23 protein-coding genes are annotated in these 19,716 nt (G+C 42.9%); 17 read left to right on the forward strand and 6 right to left on the reverse strand.

Going from position 1 to position 19,716, the window contains the following annotated elements; all coding sequences use genetic code 11:
- Positions 1-7 precede the first annotated feature (7 nt).
- Positions 8-364 (reverse strand): nucleotide excision repair endonuclease, encoded by a 357-nt coding sequence (locus tag NLX73_RS12420; protein WP_023991017.1) that lies wholly within the window; start codon positions 362-364, stop codon positions 8-10.
- 217 nt (positions 365-581) lie between these two features.
- On the opposite strand from NLX73_RS12420, the gene NLX73_RS12425 reads away from it, so the two are divergent.
- The 7 genes from NLX73_RS12425 to NLX73_RS12455 all read left to right on the forward strand — a co-directional run bounded on the left by NLX73_RS12425 (position 582) and on the right by NLX73_RS12455 (position 5,375).
- A complete protein-coding gene (locus NLX73_RS12425; protein ID WP_069290703.1) occupies positions 582-1,205 on the forward strand; it encodes an acetate uptake transporter in 624 nt (207 codons plus the stop codon).
- Between the two features lie 177 nt (positions 1,206-1,382).
- Positions 1,383-2,933, forward strand: coding sequence for an FAD-dependent oxidoreductase (locus NLX73_RS12430; RefSeq protein ID WP_254326302.1), 1,551 nt, complete (start codon positions 1,383-1,385; stop codon positions 2,931-2,933).
- A gap of 98 nt (positions 2,934-3,031) precedes the next feature.
- A complete protein-coding gene (locus tag NLX73_RS12435) occupies positions 3,032-3,283 on the forward strand; it encodes a spore gernimation protein GerQ (protein WP_254326303.1) in 252 nt (83 codons plus the stop codon).
- Positions 3,284-3,323: 40 nt separating this feature from the next.
- Entirely contained in the window at positions 3,324-3,704 is a 381-nt protein-coding gene (locus tag NLX73_RS12440) for a spore coat protein (RefSeq protein WP_235306746.1), read from the forward strand.
- Positions 3,701-4,837 carry a zinc-dependent alcohol dehydrogenase gene (locus NLX73_RS12445; protein ID WP_254326304.1) on the forward strand — a complete coding sequence of 379 codons (1,137 nt, stop codon included), beginning with the start codon at positions 3,701-3,703 and terminating at the stop codon, positions 4,835-4,837. The genes NLX73_RS12440 and NLX73_RS12445 overlap by 4 nt, the downstream gene beginning before the upstream one ends.
- Positions 4,838-4,869: 32 nt before the next feature.
- The gene (locus NLX73_RS12450; protein ID WP_061829795.1) at positions 4,870-5,079 is read left to right on the forward strand and encodes a hypothetical protein; all 210 of its coding nucleotides are present in this window, start codon (positions 4,870-4,872) and stop codon (positions 5,077-5,079) included.
- A complete protein-coding gene (locus NLX73_RS12455; protein WP_254326305.1) occupies positions 5,076-5,375 on the forward strand; it encodes a spore coat protein in 300 nt (99 codons plus the stop codon). The genes NLX73_RS12450 and NLX73_RS12455 overlap by 4 nt, the downstream gene beginning before the upstream one ends.
- A gap of 100 nt (positions 5,376-5,475) precedes the next feature.
- On the opposite strand, the gene NLX73_RS12460 is transcribed toward NLX73_RS12455, so the two are convergent.
- Positions 5,476-6,462, reverse strand: a complete 987-nt coding sequence (locus NLX73_RS12460; RefSeq protein WP_254326306.1) for an aldo/keto reductase — start codon at positions 6,460-6,462, stop codon at positions 5,476-5,478.
- A gap of 240 nt (positions 6,463-6,702) precedes the next feature.
- Between NLX73_RS12460 and NLX73_RS12465 the strand changes: the two genes are divergently transcribed.
- Positions 6,703-7,410, forward strand: a complete 708-nt coding sequence (locus NLX73_RS12465; RefSeq protein WP_023991026.1) for a phosphodiester glycosidase family protein — start codon at positions 6,703-6,705, stop codon at positions 7,408-7,410.
- Positions 7,411-7,463: 53 nt separating this feature from the next.
- Here NLX73_RS12465 and NLX73_RS12470 read toward each other — a convergent pair whose 3' ends face one another.
- A complete protein-coding gene (locus NLX73_RS12470) occupies positions 7,464-7,955 on the reverse strand; it encodes a hypothetical protein (RefSeq protein ID WP_061829793.1) in 492 nt (163 codons plus the stop codon).
- 116 nt (positions 7,956-8,071) lie between these two features.
- Here NLX73_RS12470 and NLX73_RS12475 point away from each other — a divergent pair, with 116 nt between their 5' ends.
- The gene (locus tag NLX73_RS12475; protein ID WP_250266994.1) at positions 8,072-9,256 is read left to right on the forward strand and encodes an RCC1 domain-containing protein; all 1,185 of its coding nucleotides are present in this window, start codon (positions 8,072-8,074) and stop codon (positions 9,254-9,256) included.
- A gap of 205 nt (positions 9,257-9,461) precedes the next feature.
- Here the strand turns inward: NLX73_RS12475 and NLX73_RS12480 are convergent, their stop codons facing one another.
- The gene (locus NLX73_RS12480; protein ID WP_069290707.1) at positions 9,462-10,091 is read right to left on the reverse strand and encodes a YfbR-like 5'-deoxynucleotidase; all 630 of its coding nucleotides are present in this window, start codon (positions 10,089-10,091) and stop codon (positions 9,462-9,464) included.
- A 218-nt stretch (positions 10,092-10,309) separates the two neighbouring features.
- Between NLX73_RS12480 and NLX73_RS12485 the strand changes: the two genes are divergently transcribed.
- From NLX73_RS12485 to NLX73_RS12505, 5 genes are all read left to right on the forward strand, one after another.
- The gene (locus tag NLX73_RS12485; RefSeq protein ID WP_254326307.1) at positions 10,310-11,005 is read left to right on the forward strand and encodes a response regulator transcription factor; all 696 of its coding nucleotides are present in this window, start codon (positions 10,310-10,312) and stop codon (positions 11,003-11,005) included.
- Positions 10,998-12,002 carry a sensor histidine kinase gene (locus NLX73_RS12490; RefSeq protein WP_254326308.1) on the forward strand — a complete coding sequence of 335 codons (1,005 nt, stop codon included), beginning with the start codon at positions 10,998-11,000 and terminating at the stop codon, positions 12,000-12,002. Before NLX73_RS12485 ends, NLX73_RS12490 begins: the two co-directional genes overlap by 8 nt.
- A gap of 102 nt (positions 12,003-12,104) precedes the next feature.
- Positions 12,105-12,866 (forward strand): ABC transporter ATP-binding protein, encoded by a 762-nt coding sequence (locus NLX73_RS12495; protein ID WP_061829789.1) that lies wholly within the window; start codon positions 12,105-12,107, stop codon positions 12,864-12,866.
- Positions 12,856-14,796 (forward strand): ABC transporter permease, encoded by a 1,941-nt coding sequence (locus NLX73_RS12500; protein WP_254326309.1) that lies wholly within the window; start codon positions 12,856-12,858, stop codon positions 14,794-14,796. The genes NLX73_RS12495 and NLX73_RS12500 overlap by 11 nt, the downstream gene beginning before the upstream one ends.
- 186 nt (positions 14,797-14,982) lie before the next feature.
- Complete coding sequence (locus NLX73_RS12505; RefSeq protein ID WP_254326310.1) at positions 14,983-15,378, forward strand: hypothetical protein; 396 nt, start codon at positions 14,983-14,985, stop codon at positions 15,376-15,378.
- A 6-nt stretch (positions 15,379-15,384) separates the two neighbouring features.
- Here the strand turns inward: NLX73_RS12505 and NLX73_RS12510 are convergent, their stop codons facing one another.
- Positions 15,385-16,359 carry an aldo/keto reductase family protein gene (locus NLX73_RS12510; protein ID WP_254326311.1) on the reverse strand — a complete coding sequence of 325 codons (975 nt, stop codon included), beginning with the start codon at positions 16,357-16,359 and terminating at the stop codon, positions 15,385-15,387.
- Positions 16,360-16,545: 186 nt separating this feature from the next.
- The gene (locus NLX73_RS12515; RefSeq protein ID WP_250266999.1) at positions 16,546-17,508 is read right to left on the reverse strand and encodes a radical SAM protein; all 963 of its coding nucleotides are present in this window, start codon (positions 17,506-17,508) and stop codon (positions 16,546-16,548) included.
- Between the two features lie 231 nt (positions 17,509-17,739).
- Here NLX73_RS12515 and NLX73_RS12520 point away from each other — a divergent pair, with 231 nt between their 5' ends.
- The 3 genes from NLX73_RS12520 to NLX73_RS12530 all read left to right on the forward strand — a co-directional run bounded on the left by NLX73_RS12520 (position 17,740) and on the right by NLX73_RS12530 (position 19,672).
- A complete protein-coding gene (locus NLX73_RS12520; protein ID WP_254326312.1) occupies positions 17,740-18,186 on the forward strand; it encodes a MarR family winged helix-turn-helix transcriptional regulator in 447 nt (148 codons plus the stop codon).
- 69 nt (positions 18,187-18,255) lie between these two features.
- Positions 18,256-19,071, forward strand: coding sequence for an NAD(P)H-binding protein (locus NLX73_RS12525; RefSeq protein WP_254326313.1), 816 nt, complete (start codon positions 18,256-18,258; stop codon positions 19,069-19,071).
- A gap of 124 nt (positions 19,072-19,195) precedes the next feature.
- Entirely contained in the window at positions 19,196-19,672 is a 477-nt protein-coding gene (locus tag NLX73_RS12530) for a DsrE/DsrF/DrsH-like family protein (protein WP_023991039.1), read from the forward strand.
- The last annotated feature ends 44 nt before the right edge of the window (positions 19,673-19,716 follow it).

Below are 19,716 nucleotides of genomic sequence, written 5' to 3' on the forward strand. Positions count from 1 at the left end.
TACTCCATTACTTAAAAAATACTTTTTCGACGTTATATTTAGCCTTTTGTGAATTGATGATGTAGGTTTCATAAATTTCTCGCTCTACTGCATCTTCCACAATACAAACCTCAATAATCGCTACTTCGTTCCGCTTGTCCTTGATCGGCGATACGGTATCTTCAAAATGCTTTTTGATTCTTTGTCTCAGCTTTCTTGCTTTACCAACGAACAGCAATTCCTCCTGTGTGTTGTAGAACATAAAGATACCAGCCTTATCTCTAGGGATCAGGTGAAAGTCGGTAAATCCGTAAATATGGCTAAGCTCAGGGTTAACCTGTTTGGTAATCGTGATATCCGGAGTTGGAATTGTTATATTAATCACTATGTCACTTCCTCATTCTATATAGGTGTAAATATTATCACAAATCCTGCGGTAACACCATTTAATAAATCCTTGCCCCATCACAAGACAGATCGGTAGAAATTTTATAACTTACCTACTATGCGAGTACGTCGGTTTCCGTTACAATATGTCAGTGTGATTCTGGCATCGGCAGATTGACGCGTACTTGAACATTATTGGAGGCTCCTATTTTTTTATGCAAAATGAATCTCATTCTAACGTAAAAATCATAACGGCCGATCCGAGTGCGATCGGCCTGTTTGGCTTGGCTATTGTAACGCTTGTGGCTTCATCCCAAAAGCTTGGCCTCACCGAAGGCTTAAGCTTCATCATCCCTTGGGCTATATTTCTCGGTGCTTTTGCACAGCTGTTTGCCTCCATTCAGGATGCAAAACATAACAACACCTTCGGCATGACGGCATTTGGTGCTTACGCCTTCTTCTGGTTGGCCGTAGCCAGTAGCTGGATGATTAAAATGGGCGTATTCGGCTCAGAGCTGGCATCTGCTGTAGATGGCAAACAGCTCGGCTTTGCCTTTGCGGGCTATCTCATCTTTACCCTTTTCATGACCATTGGAGCGATGGAGACGCATAAGGTTTTATTCTTTATTTTTGTGTTGATTGATTTTCTGTTCCTCGGTCTTAGCTTCGATGCATTCGGCGTTGCCCCAGAGGTGTTCCATACCATCGCCGCTTATGCTGAAATGGGCATTGGTCTGCTCTCACTGTATGGTACAGGAGCTGCCGTTCTGAATGCTCATTTTGGCCGTACATTCCTGCCCGTCGGGCGTCCTTTCGGCATTTTTAAGCCACGTCCTTAGCTGTATATGTAAACCTACAAAGCCGCCTTTCGCGCCGATCCGCGTTAAGGACGGCTTTGTTTCTTTTCCATCACTCCCTCCGTATCAAAAAAATACTAAAGAGAGTCGTTTAGTGAATATAAAAGCCCACAATGATAACAATATACATAAATTGTAATCAAAGGGGTATTTGTAAAAATGACACAAGGCGAATCTCGTACCACATTTCCGCAATTTCCAGAATCGTATTGGTTAGCTTCAACTGACGTCCCCAATTTCCCCAAGCTTAATGAAGATATTCAGGTGGATGTTGCCATTGTAGGTGGGGGGATTACTGGTATTACCACTGCTTATTTACTTTCTAAAAAAGGACTAAACGTCGCAGTCGTCGACGCAGGGCGGATACTTCATGGAACAACGGGCCATACGACCGCCAAAATTACCGCACAACATGATTTGATCTACAGCGAGTTTCTTTCACATTTTGGCAAGGAAAAAACCCGACTCTATTATGAAGCTAACCGCGATGCTCTTGAATTTATCAGACAAACGGTAGAAGAGTATCATATCGATTGTCAATTTACAGAAGAAGATGCCTACGTTTATACATGTGCGGATACGCATGTGGAAAAAATCAACGACGAATATAAAGCTTACAAGGAACTTGGCATCCCGGGAAGTTATGTCGAACAAACACCTCTGCCCTTTTCAACTAAAGCAGCTATTAAGATGAAAAACCAAGCCCAGTTTAATCCGGTACCTTTCTTAAGATATTTGGCAAACCAAGTCATCCGTCAGGGCGGGAAAATTTATGAACAAACCACCGTTGTAGGTGTGGAAAAAGGGAACCCTGCCATCATTACAACAAGCGACGGAAAGAAAATCACCTGCAATCATGTCGTATCCTCCTCGCATTTTCCATTCAATGATCCAAACGGTCTTTATTTTGCGCGATTGCATGCCGAACGGTCTTATGTACTAGCAGTCAAAACCGATAAAATCTATCCGGGTGGTATGTACCTAAGTGCGGAAACCCCCAAACGTTCGCTTCGCTCTGTACTAATAAACGGTGAACCGATGGTTATCGTCGGTGGGGAAGGCCACAAAACGGGACAAGGAATCTGTACTTTCCAGTACTATGAAGCTTTACAAAAGTTCGCAGAGCAAACCTTTGGATTAAAGGAAATCGTTTATCGCTGGTCGGCTCAAGACTTATATACACTAGACAAACTCCCTTATATTGGGCAGGAACTATCTAACACTTCTAACATCCTCGTTGCTACGGGGTATAGAAAATGGGGGATGACCACAAGTGTAGCGGCAGCTTTATTAAATACGAATCTGATTACCAGAGAGGAAAGCCCGTATCAGGATCTTTTCTCCCCTTCAAGATTTCATATGGACCCCGACATTAAAACATTTGTGACTCAAAATGCGAATGTGGCTAAACACTTGATTGCTGGGAAATTGGGGATCAACTACAAAAAAGCCGAAGAACTGCAGCACGACGAAGGGGCGGTCATTCGGGTAAACGGCAAAAGAGCGGGCGCATACCGAGACCCACAAGGAGCATTACACCTAGTGGACACAACATGCACCCATATGGGTTGCGAAGTCGAGTGGAATGAGGCGGAAAGAACATGGGATTGCCCTTGTCATGGCTCACGCTTTTCATATCAAGGCGAAGTCATTGAAGGACCGGCCAAAAAATCGCTTGGCAAGGTTGAAGTCGGCAAGAGCCCTACATGAAGAGCTACACCCCGGTAACCCAACCTTTTCATAGCTCTGAATAAACATAGTTACGCTGGACAACATACCTTTGAGAATCATAAAAGAAAGGTGATCCTATGATAAGCCAACAGTCTGCATTAGCGGCGCATGAGTCTCTAGAGATCCACGAAGCGCTTAATTTTAAAACGTTATGCTTAGCTAAGTCCAAATTAATGCAGGGCTTAGTATTCGATCAAGAGCTAAAGGATTTAATGGAAAAAGATGTTCAGCAATCTATACAAGCTATTGCCGATTTGCAAGCATTGTATGGTAAAGCACCGTTTCAGGCACCTGTTCCAGAATTCCGACCAACACCAATTTTAAATTGAGGTGAATGATGTGACATTAAATCAGACCCAGTCCGCAAGAATGGATTATGTGGATCCAAAAAACTCATTAAATATGCCGGAAATGGCAGACATGACATTTGCGATGGACTTTCTGATTCGCGTCAAGGAAGGGGTTCGAAATACAGCCATAGCCTTGACGGAAACCGTCTCTCCAGATGCTAGAACTCTGTTGCGCAATCAATTGCATCAAGGCATCGCGTTTCATCAGGAAATCACTGATCTTATGGTACGAAAAAAATGGTTTCATCCCTATGATCTGCAAAAGCAGTATCAATTGGATCAACTATCAGCCAACAAGACGGTGGACATCAGTAAAATGAAACTGTTCCCAGACGATACCACCCGCAAGGGTATGTTTGATCGCACGCCGGACGAACATATGGGAGGAAACCAGGCATGAAAGCAGTGACCTACCAGGGTATTAAAAACGTTGTGGTTAAAGATGTTCCAGACCCGAGTATTCAAAAAGCCGATGATGCGATTATCAGACTGACAACAACCGCTATTTGTGGTTCAGATCTGCATCTCATTCATGGAATGATTCCGAACTTACAAGAAAATTATGTAATCGGTCATGAACCGATGGGGGTTGTAGAGGAAGTCGGCAGCGGCGTAACCAACTTGAAAAAGGGAGACCGCGTGATCATTCCGTTCAACATAGCGTGCGGTGAATGCTTTTATTGTAAAAACCAATTGGAAAGCCAATGTGATCATTCTAATGAGCATGGAGAAATGGGCGGTTTTTTCGGCTATTCAGGAACAACTGGTGGATATCCGGGTGGACAAGCTGAATATTTACGTGTGCCTTTTGCCAACTTCACTCACTTCAAAATTCCGGAGAGTTGTGAACATCCTGACGAGAAGCTTTGCCTGATTGCTGATGCCATGACTACTGCATTTTGGAGCGTCGATAATGCCGGAGTGAAGAAGGGGGATACTGTCATTGTTATTGGCTGTGGGCCGGTAGGTTTGTTAGCGCAAAAGTTCGCCTGGTTCAAAGGGGCAAAACGAGTCATTGCGGCAGACTATCTGGATTATCGTCTGCAACACGCGAAGCGCACCAATCACGTGGAGATCGTTAATGTGGAATCGCAAGAAAACGTTGGCAACTACCTGAAGGAGATGACCAAAGGAGGCGCGGACGTAGTTATTGATTGCTCCGGCATGAGCGGTAAAATGTCTCCGCTGGAATCCTTGGCTTCTGGTCTCAAACTTCACGGTGGAGCTTTAGGAGGATTGGTCATAGCCACACAGGCTGTCCGCAAAGGCGGGACCATTCAAGTTACCGGTGTATACGGCGGACGATATAACGGTTTTCCTTTGGGAGACATTTTTCAGCGAAATGTTAATTTACGTACGGGACAGGCTCCCGTTATTCACTATATGCCCTATATGTATGAGCTGATTGATACGGGAAAGGTGGACCCAGGAGACGTTGTTACACACGTCATTCCGTTAAGCGACGCCAAACGTGGATACGAAATTTTCGATACCAGACAAGACAATTGCATCAAAGTGGTACTTAAACCTTAACTATATATTGGAGTATTGGAGGTAAACGTCATATGGTGTATGGCCTGCATGAAACCCTTGAAGTCCATGAACTGTCAGCGTTCAAAGCAGTATGTCTTACCAAGTCCAAAACAATGCAAGCATTAATCTCTGATCCGACTCTCAAAGCTATATTACAGCAGGATGTTGACTTATCAACCCGCCAATTACAAGAACTCGGCACCCTCTTAGATCAAGCCATTTCACAGGAGGTTAAGCCATGAATACACTGTTGGAGCATTTGACCGGACTGCATACCTTAACGGACCAAGTCATTGCAGCCGATTTTCTGAACGCGGCCAAAAGCGGTGTGAGAAATTACGCTATGGCCGTAACAGAAGCGGGAACTCCAGAAATTAAGGCGATTCTTACAAAGCAACTGGATGAAGCTATTGATACGCATGAGCAAATTTCCACGTACATGATTGAACGCGGCTGGTATCACCCTTGGAACGTAAAAGAGCAGCTTTCGGTGGATTTGCAAAATATCAACACTGCATTGCAAGCTCCCGTTTTGTAAAAAGAAAAAGTACGTTCTTGCTTATCTATGAAACCCGCAAAGCCTTCTTTCACGCCGATCCGCGTGAAAGAAGGCTTTGGGGTTTATCTCATTATCTTCATTATTCAGCTTGCCAATTCGGCATCCGCTCTGCAGGATAGCGAAGGCCTGCTGCCATTCCTTTGGGGATGATTGCGTTAATAGTCTCCATTTCTTCTGCGGACAAAACCACATCAACTGCTCCTGCATTTTCCTCTAGATACGTAACCCGCTTGGTTCCTGGAATCGGTACAATTCCCTCTTGCGCAAGCAGCCATGCCAACGCCAGTTGAGAAGGTTTGACCCCTTTTTGGGCGGCAAGGTCCTTAACATGCTGCACGAGGTCCAGATTTTTCTGGAAATTCTCAGGTTGGAAACGTGGCACCGAGCGACGGAAATCATCTTCTGCAAAATCATCAAACTTCTGAATTTGCCCGCTCAAAAATCCGCGTCCAAGTGGACTGTAGGCCACAAATTCGATACCCAACTCCTTACACGTCGGTATAACTTCATCTTCCGCTTCCCGGCTCCATAAGGAGTATTCCGTTTGCAGCGCTGTAATCGGATGTACCTTGTGAGCGCGTCGAATGAGCCCAGGAGAAGCTTCGGACAGCCCCAAATAGCGGACTTTTCCCGCCTGAACCAAGTCACTCATCGCACCCACCGTTTCCTCGATAGGTACATTCGGATCGACACGGTGCTGGTAGTACAAATCAATCACATCTACACCCAGTCTTTGCAGGCTGCGGTCACATGCCTCTTTTACATATTCAGGACGACCGCTAACACCCAGGAATTCGCCATCTTCCCCACGCATAATGGAAAATTTAGTAGCCAATACGACTTCGTCACGGTGGCTCCGCAGGACTTGGCTAATCAGTTTTTCATTTTTTCCCACACCGTAGACATCGGCAGTATCCCAGAAGTTTATCCCTAGCTCCAGCGCACGATGAAGCGTTTTGATCGACTCCTGATCATTCAACTCACCGTAATATTCGGACATACCCATGCAGCCCAGACCCAGTGCAGATACTTGAAGGTCGCTGTTACCCAGTTGTTTCTTTTTCAATTTCTATCACTCCTAAATTATCAGAATAGTCATCGCATTTCCTAATCACTACGTCACATTCCGTATGTTACTACTTAAAGTTAACTTGAAGTCAAGCATTGTCTTGTATATGCTATTTCAAAGTTTTTTAGAAAAATTTGATTTCCGGGTTGTAAGAGGCAGCTGTAAATTTCCTATATATATGAGAAACGAATTATCGCGCGAGATTCGGTTTCAAAATAATCCAATTGGAGGTTTCCCATGCCAGCAAACTATTCTTACACCAAAACGTCCGATGGTTTCCATGTTATCATCACGCCAGCTTCGAATATTCAAAATAAAAATATTCGAAGCCGGATCACACAGCAAACCGATTACGGGATTAATGGGGGCTTCTTTAACCCAATCAGCACAACAAAGGCGCCGACCGAGTGTTTGTCTATCGCGGTCACACCTAATAATACCCATGATACTAAGGCGAATGCCAAAGGGAATAGCCGTGGTACAGCATTTGTATACACGGAGAGCAACAAAACAAAAATAGGGATTACCCGTGCTTCAAGTGTGACGGATCTCAAAAAACAAATGGGGACTTCGATTACGTATAAGTCTATTATTAGCGGCGGTAGCCTGTCGCTGAAGAAAGAGGAAGAAGCATGGCTTGAGGATTTAAAAGATATTGAAAAATTTGATTTGAACGGAACCTTGCGATACACCGATTCCACCGGGCGAACTGGCCTGGGCTTCAAGGTCGTAAATAATGTTTGGCAAGTCTACCTGGTTGTTCATGAAAATGCGACACTGAAACAACTTCGCAATTATTTTATTAAACAGGATTGCTTTGAAGCCATTCTTCTTGATGGTGGAGGCTCGTCCGGTATTCAAGTTAAAAACTCTGCAGGCACTATGGTTAAGTATGAGCAGACACGTTATATCTACAACATGGTAAAACTCATTAATATCACCTAAGCCTTATGATATGACGTGCTTTCATAGGAGTAAGGAGGCCTTACTGGCCTCCTCTACAATTCATCCAGCACGACCATTTCCAATGCTAGGAAAACAGGTGTTACAGGATACACATAAGAAACTTCAATCGGTTGCCCTACCTGTAATTCTGCTGGATTGATTAATTGCCTCCGCTGACCATCCATCTGCTTATAAATATGTGTATCTGGGACAGATATATAGACCGATTGGATAGGTTTTTCCGTTGGATCATCACTTTGGGGTAGTTCTTTAGCAAATTGAACAGGCTGTTCAAATCGGACCAAATAGTCCATGGTGGGGGCTGCTAATGGTTGTTCTACTTCTTTTTCAATTCTTTTAATACTTTCGATTTTGGCACGCCCTGTGTATACCGTTGTGCTTTCCAGACGGTCTAAGTCAAAAATAGATTGAGCCACCGCTCCATTAGATTCGTTAACCGGCGTAGCCGATTCTGTTGTAGAACATGCGGGCAGTAATGCTGCCGCAAGCAAGACAAGGACAAGGGCAGAAACTCTATTTTTCATAAGTGATCCTCCCTAATCTGGTTTATAGAATATGTTCACTATTAAGACGCGGACAGGAACAATTTGGTTGCCTTAATCTGTATTTATCTATTACATTTTGAAAGGTGTGCAATTATATGTTAAAAAAACTCGGTTTGGCAGTCCTCGCTGCATCAACACTTTTAGTAGGAAGCTCTATTACGGCAAGCGCTGATTCTACTGTAAATTACGATCATTTGCTCTCGGCAGGGACCACTAACGCTTTCCTGGCCATGGAAGATGGATCTTCATTTTATGCAACGGGAAGTAACAGTGATGGCAAGCTCGGCGTAGGCGCTGGCGGAGGGAATAATAAAACAAGCCCAATGCAAGCAGATGTATCCGACATCGCAATGATTGATGCTGGTGATTTGCATTCAACTTTGCTCAAAAAAGACGGAACCATCTGGTCTTGGGGGTTTGCAAGTTACGGCGAACTAGGGACAGGGAATAAGAGGGATACGGCAAGAGTACCTGTTAAAAACAAATATATTGATAATGTTAAAGAAGTGAGAGCAGGAGGTCAATTTACGCTTGCGCTCAAAAATGACGGCACAGTGTGGGCTTATGGAGAAAACAACTTTGGACAGCTGGGGATTGGCACAAAAGGAGTTTCCGCCTTTTCCGTTAAGCCTGTTCAGGTACAAGGTTTAGAAGATATTGTATCCATTGATGCTGGTGACAGTTTTGGCGCAGCCCTGGACAAAAATAATCAGCTATGGGTATGGGGACGTGGTTATGACGGCGCACTGGGGCAGGATGACAAAGAAAACCAGCTTACCCCTGTTCAATATCGAATTGATGATATTAAAACTTTTACTGCCGGAGCTGACCGCATTTATGTACTAACGAACAGCGGAGAAGTATATGCTTCCGGGAGTAACACTTCTGGAAAGCTTGGGGATGGAACCTCTACTTTTAGAAGATCACCCGTATTGATCAATGTTTCCAATGTAAGTAGATTGAAAGCAGGCAAAACTCAAACTTTTGCACTTAAAAATGATGGAACTCTTTGGGGCTGGGGAACCAATAATGAGGGACAGGTAGGTGACGGGACCGATGTATTTTCTGTTAAAGTCCCTTCCCAAGTTGTAGATGACACAAACACGCCACTAACCGATGTAGTAGCATTCAGTGCAGCAGGAACCCACTCCCATGCTTTGACAGCCGATGGGACGGTTTGGTCCTGGGGATATAACAAAAACGGCGAACTGGGAATCGGTAGCACCAAGGAACAATATGCTGCCACGAAATCGAATTTCCCGAATCCATTTTCCAAATAACTAATATTCTTATCCTTAATAAATTGTTTAAGGAATACGCTTAGCCCTCCGTTTTTTCCAACCCCAAAAAAGCAATAAGGGCAGTTCAATCAACTGTCCTTATTGCTTTTTTATTTTCATATAAAACCTGCTTTATTTTAAATAAAACTATGATTATGTATGAACAGAAGCGCTTCAGTAGCTTCTGGACGGTAGGGAAATTCATTTACAGAGCTAAGGCCTCTTCCGTAATCTTTTTGATATCAATGGATGAGGGCGTTTCTTCCTTGACCATATCGGGCAGGATATTTTCCAAAAAATAATTAACGCAGTGTAATTGAATATTCTTGATTTTCACAAGTGCATTACGATACATGACTATAAATTCCTTTTCAGTATTTCCCCGCTGAAGCTCAGCAAATGCCTCGTACACCTGATCCATTTTGTCCGCAACTTCAAGGATTAAACCTTCTACAGAATCATCTTTACCCTCCCTTAGCTGTTTGCGAAAAATGGCTTTAAAATCCTCGGGAATATTCTCTTCAATAAAATACTCAACCATACCTTCTTCGACCTGCTGGATTAATAGCCGTAGTTCCTTAGAAGAATGCTTAACTGGCGTTTTGATGTCTCCAATAAAAATCTCCCCGTAATCGTGACTGCTCGTAATCTCGTATAGCTTTTTCCAGTCAATACTGACACCATTTCTTTCTTCAATATCAGCCAGCGTTTTGGCATATTGCACCACTTTCCAGGAATGAGCCGATACGCTGTGTTCCTCAAATTTAAACTTACCTGGACAACGGATGATTCTTTCCAGCTCATTTAGCGACCGAAAATACGTGTGAATTCCCATCATTGCATCCATCCTTTAAAATATATGAGATAGTCAATATAAACCCACTATAAACCTCAACTATTAACAGTAGATTATCGCAATATCAAGTTGAGTCCACCATGTAGCACATACACAATTTTTGCTATACACTTTATAAAAGAGGAGTTTGCAAAATCCAATAAGCGACTGGAATCGAATTTTCCAAAAACCAAAAAAAGTAAAAAGTGGTGAAATCGTTGTTCAAAATCTTACTAATTGAAGATGATGAAACTTTGTTCCATGAAATGAAGGAGCGGTTAACTCAATGGAACTATGATGTGTATGGCATCCATGACTTTAATAAAGTCATTCAGGAATTCACAACGATAAAGCCTGATCTGATCGTGATAGATATTCAATTGCCGAAATTTGATGGGTTTCATTGGTGTCGAATGATTCGATCCCACTCTAACGTCCCCATCCTTTTCTTATCGTCACGGGATCATCCTACGGATATGGTGATGTCGATGCAGCTTGGAGCGGATGATTTTATCCAAAAACCGTTTCATTTTGATGTACTCATTGCAAAATTACAGGCGACACTCCGCCGCGTATATAATTACAATACAGAACCCGTCTCCCTGAAAACATGGTGTGGAGCGACGGTCGATTATGAAAAAAACGTAGTAGCCAATGAGGCTGGCTCCATCGAATTAACCAAGAACGAGATTTTTATTTTGAAGTTGCTAATCGAACAAAAAAATAAAATTGTCGCACGAGAGGAATTAATTAAAAGCCTCTGGGATGATGAACGTTTTGTCAGCGACAATACCCTGACCGTCAACTTGAACCGCCTGCGTAAAAAATTAGACGAGCTGGATTTGGGCCGTTTCATTGAAACGAAAGTCGGACAAGGCTACATGGCTACAGAAGAGGCACCTTCCTATGATTAAAAAATATCTTATAGAGAGGCGGAGCTGGATTCTACTGTTTGTATGCCAGCAATTTCTGATCCTGTTCATTGCTTATGTGGATGCAGCAATTCCGTTAATGCCCATCCTTTATATCGTCTTCTTATCCATGATGATTTTCTTGGTTTTTTTAATCATGCGCTATCCCAAGGAAACCAAATTCTATACAACACTAGAAGAATGGAGGAGCCCTCTTGAACTAACGGGTATAGGCGAACCGGAGAGTCCGTTTGAGCAAATCATTGAACAAAAAATCACTGACCAGACCGAACGGTTACAACAGATCATCTCACAAAATCAATTGACACTTGAACATGAAAAAGATGAACTATTATCCTGGATTCATGAGGTAAAAACGCCTTTGACCACCATGCATTTGATGATTGAGCGGTTGGACGATAAGCCCCTAAAAGCTCAGTTAACCTATGAATGGCTACGAATCCACTTACTGCTGGATCAGCAGCTCCATCACAAACGCATATCCTTTATTGAAAATGATCTGTATGTCGAGCAAGTGAATTTAAAATCTCTGGTTTTTAATGAAATCAAAGCATTACAGTCATGGTGCATCCAAAAAGGGATCGGTTTTGACATCCAATTGGAGCACATGGAAGTGCTGAGTGATGCCAAATGGCTGGCCTTTATCATCAGACAGCTCTTAACTAATGCCATCAAATATAGCGATGCCAGTGATATTATCATTCACAGCTATGAACAGAGGGATCGAATACAGCTTGAGATCCAAGACTTTGGGCGCGGTATTGATCCGAAGGATATACCCCGTATTTTCGAGAAAGGTTTTACCTCCACAACCCAACATTCTGATCATACTTCAACGGGCATGGGGTTATATTTAACGAAAAAGGCAGCCCAGTCCTTGCTCATACATATAGATGTGCACTCCACACGGAACGTGGGTACAACCTTCACTTTAATTTTTCCCAAACGAAATGATTTCGTGAGCATGGTGAGCATGTGACAGAGATGTCACATGCTTTTATGCATTGTTCGCCCAATCAAAGGAAAAACATCGGCTCTATTTTTATAATAAGGCTACAAGAACAATAAGGAGTGCATCGAAGTGAATATTTTAGAAGCCCATAAAATTCATAAAAGCTACGGTAATAAGTTAAATATGCAGGAGGTTTTGAAGGGAATAGATATCGTCATTGAAGAAGGGGAATTTGTCAGTATTATGGGAGCCTCCGGCTCAGGTAAAACCACACTGCTAAATGTTCTTTCCTCTATTGATAAAGTGAGCCAAGGTTCCATTAAAATCAATGATATCGAAATGACGAAAATGAAAGAAAAGCAACTGGCTGAATTTCGCAAACAGCATTTAGGCTTTATTTTTCAAGAGTATAATCTGCTGGATACGCTAACCGTGAAGGAGAACATTCTCTTACCGTTATCCATCACCAAAACGCCTAAAAAAGAAGCCAACCAAAAATTTCAGGAAGTAGCTACAGAACTGGGAATTTATGAGCTCAAGGACAAATACCCCAATGAAATCTCGGGTGGACAGAAGCAGCGTACATCTGCGGCCAGAGCGTTTATTCATGAGCCCAGTATTATTTTTGCCGATGAACCTACGGGTGCGCTGGATTCCAAGTCTGCTTCCGATTTATTAAATAAGCTGGGCCAGTTGAACCAAAAACGCAAGGCGACCATTATTATGGTCACGCATGATCCTGTCGCAGCCAGCCATTGCAGTCGGGTCATTTTTATTAAGGATGGGCAGATGTATACGCAGCTTCATAAAGGCGAGCAGGAAAGACAAAGCTTCTTCCAGGATATCATGAAAACCCAAGGGGTCTTAGGCGGGGTCCAATATGAACATTAATCTGCTCATTCTAAAGAATTTGAAAAAAAACCTGAAAAATTATTACCTGTATGTTTTTGCTCTCATTTTTAGTGTTGCGCTCTATTTCGCTTTCGTCACATTACAATACGATCCTTCCATGGACGAAGTGAAGGGTTCTGTTAAAGGGGCAGCTTCCATACGGGCAGCTTCCGTTTTACTGGTTGCCATTGTCTGCATCTTTCTTTTATATGCTAATAATATCTTTATAAAAAGACGCAGCAAAGAAATTGGCCTATTTCAATTGATCGGAATGACCAAAAACAAAATTTTCCGCATCCTGAGTGCTGAAAACTTAATTCTATACTTCAGTTCCCTGTTTATTGGAATCGGAGTTGGATTTTCCTTTTCCAAATTAGTGATCATGATCTTATTTAAAACGACAGGCGTCGAAGCCATTGCCACTCTATATTTCTCTAACCAAGCACTGATTCAAACACTCATCGTTTTTTGTATCATCTACCTGTTGATCATGCTCATGAATTATTCCTTTATCAAGAGACAAAGTATTTTATCTTTGTTCAGAGTGAACTCAACCACCGAAGGGAAAATCAAGAAAATAACGATCTATGAGATGATCATCGGGATCATTGGCATCTCTCTCATCGCTTTAGGTTACTATGTTTCCTCCAAATTATTTGGCGGAGACTTTACATCCATGAATGAGTTGTTTATGGCTATGGTGTTTATTTTGGGCACTGTCATCATCGGAACACTACTTTTTTATAAAGGATCTATCCGCTTTATTTCCAATATCATCAGAAAAAGTAAAGGCGGCTATTTGAACATTAATGAGGTGCTATCTCTCTCATCCATTATGTTCCGCATGAAATCCAATGCTTTGTTGTTGACCATTATTACAACAGTATCGGCACTTGCCATCGGTTTACTTTCCTTAAGCTATATCGCCTATTATTCTGCGGATCAATCAGCTGAGGACAATGTACCTTCCCATTTTGCAATGACGAATGAACCGGATGCTGAGAAATTCAAAACGTTACTTCAGGAGCATGACATAAAGTATCGTGAGAAGAAAATTGAAGTTATTCAAGTCAGTGTGGACACAGTGCAAATCATGGAGACTCCTCTGGAAGGATTAAATATCGGTGCGAATTCCATGACGTTGCCTGTCATAAGCGATCAATCTGTGGAGGGTACGGATGTATCTCCAGGTCAAGCAATTTTAATGGGCTATAATGATCTGTTACAGAAATTTATGTCCTTGAAAAACTTTGGTCCATTGGATTTGAAGGGAAAAAAAAAAGTCATACATCAACAATATTTGGGTCTAAAAAAGGAGTATGTGATTCCCTACTATTTTACAGCCGGGGGGGTACCCACTGCCATTGTAGACGAAACCATATTTGAGCGGTTAAAGAAAGATGTAAATCCTGAGATTCAAAAGAAATCATCCTTATATATTGGAATTGATATGATAAATGCAGAACAGATTGAAGAAGCCAATCGTCTCTTTGCAGCTGCAGATTTTAATGATCAACAAACATCACGCCTTGAAATGAGCAGCAATCAGAAGCGGAACATGGGAGTGATCATGTTTGTAGTTGGATTTTTAGGACTCACCTTTCTCATTACATCAGGCTGTATCCTTTATTTTAAGCAAATGGATGAGAGCGAAGACGAAAAAGCCAATTACACCGTGTTAAGAAAGTTAGGGTTCACTCAAAGTGACCTGCTTAGAGGCATTAAAATAAAACAACTCTTTAACTTCGGCATCCCATTAGTGATTGGCCTTTCACATAGCTATTTCGCCGTCCAATCCGGCTGGTTCTTGTTTGGAACTGAAATTTGGATGCCTATGATCATCGTTATGGTGCTGTACACCGCCTTATATTCCATTTTTGGGATACTATCCATCCTGTATTATAAAAAGGTCATTAAATCAGCATTGTAATTGGTAAAAAGCAAAAAAGTCCCAGGCGAAAGTGCTGGGGCTTTTTCAAATATTTGAGCATTTTCGTTCCTACATGTACAATAAAATAACTATCATCGTAACCCCAAAGGGGGAGAGCTTATTTTATTATTAATCATCAATGGCATCGGCATCTTAGCCAATATCATACTTGGTTCCTCTGTAGGCGTGGCTATTATCGTAGGAATCGTCTTTTTCCTGATTGGCTTGCCTGAGTTTAAAAAATCGCCGAGACTTACGAAAGAGGCTAAAAAAGATATCACCTATATTATGTCAACCCTATTAACTCTTCTTATATTCGTAGTTATCGTTTCTTGGAACCTCCATACTTCAGGTGACCTGTTTCTTGAAGGTCCGCTAACACCGCAAATGAAGTTTCACTGGGGACAAAAGGTGTTGATGCTAGGATTACTGGAGGGTTTATGGGCTGTCATCAGCCTAAAATGGCTGTTGCCCATCTTTTTTGATCCGCTGGATCTCAGTAAAAAGCAGATCCTTGTTTTAGTGAGCGGGATTGTATTTAGTGTGGGTTCAGGTATTTATGCCATGCTTGAAGCAAGTTAAAAATGCTTAACGCAAAGGTTCAAAACCCTCTGCTTGCTTCAGAATTCGCTCAATTTCCACGCATGTCTCCGGTTGTAGCGTCACTTCGACTGCTTTCACATTTTCTTCGATTTGTGCCGGTTTAGTAGCCCCAATGAGTGCAGCGCTGATACCCGGTTCTCTCAGAATCCAGGCAAGCGCGAGCTGTGACAGGGTGACACCCAAGCCCTTCGCCAGCTTATCCAGCTCTTGGACACAGTTTAGAACGGTATCGTTCATGTAACTGCTGATGACATTATTGACCGAGGCATCAGCCCCGCGGCTACCCGTCGGTAAAGGTTGTCCAGGCTTGTATTTACCCGTGAGGATCCCTTGAGCCAGAGGCGAAAATACAATTTGGCCGATACCTATCTGCCCGGATACAGGAAGTACCTCATGTTCGATATAACGTTCGAACATATTATAGATTGGCTGATTGGCAATCAGCGGGCGCAAATTAAGCCTTTTTCCAATCCCATAAGCATCCGTGAGCTGGGCAGCACTCCATTCACTGACAGCAGCGTACAGAATCTTCCCCTGAGCCTGAAGGTCATCGAGCGCTCGCAGCGTCTCTTCCAAAGGAGTATCCGAATCATAACGATGACAGAAGTACATGTCGATATAATCCGTACCAAGACGCTTCAGACTCGCTTTACATTGCTCCATAATGTGCTTGCGTGACAGTCCCCTGTCATTGGGACCGGAGTCCATAGGGAAGTACACCTTGGTAGATAACACATAGCTCTCTCTTCGATAAGGCTTCAAGGCAGCTCCCATAGCCTTCTCGCCTTCTCCCCGGTTATACGCGTTCGCGGTATCAAAGAAATTAATCCCGAGTTCAAAGGCTTTGGCAATACAGGTATGAGCTGCTTCCTGCTCGGCGGCTGTACCGTACGTCAACCAGCTCCCTAGACCGATTTCACTAATTTTAAGACCACTGTTGCCCACATTTCTATATTTCATATCTACTCCTTCTTTCATAAGAAGATCATATTTTTATATTTTAACATGTAAACCCTTTCATTAAAACAAATGAGGATTTTGCAAAATCCTGAAATAATAAAGGATTCATGGAGTTACATGAAGGACATCTACCATCCAACCTATTTGGATGGTAGATGCTCATAGCCTCACAATCTCAAATCATGTCTACTTGCTTCCTACAGGGAAAAGCGCATCATAGGCAGGACAAGGCAGTTTGTCGAGGAACTCCTGAAGCTGCTTCGGTTTATTTTTGTAAATATCCTTTAGGGATGTTCCATTATAAATATTGCCGATGACCACAGGATGGCATAGCTCACAGATCAGGATGTCCCCGTTCCCGTGAAGATGGAGCTGTTTTTTACCATCAACGCAGTTGGAAAAATAAACACCCGGCTGCTCCTTGAAGCCCAGTGCTTCTGCAAAACGGTCCATACAGGTGAAATACAACACAGTATCGTCCTTTTTATGTGCAATCAGGTCATGAACGGAACGAATAAGCGCTTCCTTGGTAGAAATAGCGTTCCAGTTCGTATGATCCATCACGATACTGTTTTGGATTTCATGGATGCGCACACCGAGTTCATATACCTTTTCGCTAATAGCTGGCATGTTATTCTGCGTCTCCGCAAACAGCAACGTCTCCAGCACCGTTTCTAGCTTGGCTTCGGTACATAACCGAATATTCTGTACAATCTTCTCATACATGCGAGGATGTACATGATAATAAGCTGCATACTTATCGGCATCCGTGAAGTTGAAGGAGATATGAATATTGGAAAGTCCTGCATCACGCAGTTTCTCAATTCGTTCAGGGCTGAGCAAGCTGGCATTGGTGTTGAGCTGGGTAGCGATGCCCTTGCTTGAACAGTGAGCCACGATGTCCAGACAATCCTCATATTTCAAGGTCACTTCTCCCCCGGACAGTCGCACACGTTTTAACGTTGGAATGTCATCAATAATATCAATGACTTCTTTGCTGCTGATGCATTGCCCGTCGTTCCGCTGATACGCACAGCAGTAATCACACTTGAAGTTGCAATTGGAGGTAACCCCGACTTCCAGTCCCTCCAGCTCGTAGATGCCCGGCTTTTCCAGTTCAAGTGCTTTATATTTGTTGTCTATACTCACTTTCTCATGATCCTCCCGATCTCAGGCTTGTGTCTTGAATTCCCTTGAGATTATACAGATGGGAGCGGTTTGTAGATATGACATTGGTAACGGTGGGTCCAAACAGATACAATAGCGGTAGCGACCTTGGAATCCGCCTATCAGAGCTAAAAAAATTAATTTGACAAGTACTGCTGAACTTAGTAAATTCATATTAGTTAAGTCCTTAACTACATTTATGGTGGTGATCGTTTGAAAGACCTACAGGATTACGTACTTGATTTGCCGCTGCATTCTCTGGTTTTCTTTTCACTGGTAGAAACGACAGCCGGATTAGTCGATGTCTCAGAGAAATACTGGCATTCGAAGGGAACCAATGGAGCCAGAATTCGAATTCTGGTTGAAATCATGAAGGAAGGAGGCACAATTCTTCCATCTGTGCTCGCCCAAAGGATCGGTGTCACCAAATCAAATATTAGCCTGCTGCTCACCCCGCTCGAAAACGAAGGGTTCATTCGCCGGGAAGGCCATCCCATGGACGGCAGAAAATCGGTAATTTCTATCACAAGCGAAGGGCAAAGCCTCCTGTTGCGTAATTTACCCGAAAACCGGCAGAGGATTGAGGAAAAAATGCAGGTGTTGAATGATCAGGAATTGAAGCAGCTCATTTCCCTGCTCAACAAATTAAAGAGGACGTAATACAGCTTTTTACTCAATTGGTTAAGTCCTTAACTAAAATCCCATTTGTATAAAAAGGAATGATATCCCATGTCGATTGTTATTACTGGAGCCAATGGTCAATTGGGGAGCCTAATCATACAACAGCTCCTTCAAAAAGTCTCACCTCATGAAATTACCGCTTGTGTTCGCCACCTTGAAACCGGAAAACACTATGAGGCACAGGGAATTACAGTACGATTGGGTGACTACGATCAACCCGATTCACTTGAGCAAGCATTCGCGGGTGCTTCCCAACTGTTGTTGATTTCCAGTTCACATCCCGACGATACGATTCGTATTCGTCAACATACCCATATCATAGAAGCAGCTAAAAAATGTGAAGTAGAACACATTTTATACACCAGCTTTGCCTTTTCTGAAGCCAGCTCTATCCCCCTCTCCAATCTGCATTTGGCAACAGAACACGCCATTTGTACCACTGGAATTCCTTACACTTTTCTACGGAATGCATTGTATACCGATTTTGTCAAAACTCTCGACCTGAACGCCGCCATAGCGAAGGGCGCAATCGATATTTACCCTGGGGAGTGGAAATTTAACACCGTGACGCGTTGGGATCTTGCCAGAGGGATCGCAGCAGTGCTATCCGGTCCAGACCGCCATATGAACAAGAAATATGAATTTGTCTCCTCCAGTCCCTGGACCTTTTCAGATTTGACAGCAGCTTTGACCGAGCTCACAGGCAGATCCGTCTCCCTCCGTCATGACCCCCAAATCAAAAATTGGATATTTGGGTTCTTGAGCAAAATAGATACGCGCTCCACGTCGGATGATTTGGAACAGTTGATCGGTGGTCCGCTCACTTCATTGAAAGAAAGCATCCGGCCCTTTATCTCCATATGAAAAGCAACGATAAAAATTTCTTGGCAACACCCACTCCATAAATTGTGATCAATATGTGAACTGGGCATACTTCTCATTCCCCAATCCATACTGAATATATCTGTTGGTAATGGAGGCGGGAATTATGGATAAAAGGATGAATCTGCTTATGTTCAGCGGCGATTATGATAAGGCAATGGCTGGACTGATTCTGGCAAATACGGCACGGGAATTGGACGTGGACGTGACCATGTTTTTTGCGTTCTGGGGACTATTTCTGGTTCGTGACCCTGACAAGATGACGTTTGAGGACAAGACGATTTATGAAAAAATCATGGGCTGGATGACTCCAAAAGGACCCGAGGAGCTGCCATTGTCCAAAATGAATTTTAGTGGCCTTGGCAAGCTGATGCTGACGGAAATGATCGAAGATAACGAAGCCCCGAAGCTCATTCATTTCTTGAAAGGAGCGCGAAAGAAAAATGTAAAATTTTATGCCTGTAAGCTATCGGTCGATATTATGGGTTTTAAACCGGAAGAATTTATACCTGAACTGGAAATTATCGAGGCCAAAACGTATCTAAAAGATGCGCTCGAATCCGATATGCAGTTGTTTATATAAGATAGACCTACTGCCTTATCCCGCTTTTGGATGAGGCTTTTATT

The organism is Paenibacillus sp. CH40 (genome assembly GCF_024213605.1).
Classification (GTDB): domain Bacteria; phylum Bacillota; class Bacilli; order Paenibacillales; family Paenibacillaceae; genus Paenibacillus; species Paenibacillus polymyxa_B.